This window comes from Oleiphilus sp. HI0086 (assembly GCF_001635225.1).
Genome location: NZ_LWFZ01000219.1, coordinates 1 through 386 on the forward strand (window position 1 = coordinate 1; position 386 = coordinate 386).

The following is a 386-nucleotide window of genomic DNA, read 5'->3' on the forward strand; positions in this document are numbered from 1 at the left end:
AAAGGATTCCAACGGTGGGTACGAATTTCTGTCGATGGAAGATTATATCCGACTCATTAATTGGACAGCTAAACGTCTCGATGAATCTCTACTAGGCTTACAACTTTCAAAGGTTGTCAAGGGTTCTGACTTTGGTTCAGGAATGCTTACCGTCTATCACGCGGCCACATTGAGAGACGTCTGTTTATGTTTATCCCGATACGATCAAACGATATCTAAAGCAATTGTTATCGATTTCATTGAAGGTAAAAATGAAAGCCGGCTAGAATATCGCGTCAACATTGCACCCGCTTTTGATATCTCTCAAGAAGTTGAATTGGCAATGGCATTATTGATGAAGCTTTTGCGTAAGCAATTGGACGATGCCTGGAGTCCTCTGGAAGTTG

At 41.7% G+C, this 386-nt stretch carries 1 protein-coding gene; it reads left to right on the plus strand.

The features are described 5' to 3' along the window. Window positions 1-34: 34 nt before the first annotated feature. Window positions 35-386 (plus strand): AraC family transcriptional regulator ligand-binding domain-containing protein (locus A3756_RS02855; RefSeq protein ID WP_231875465.1); only part of this gene is annotated, 352 nt, incomplete at its 3' end.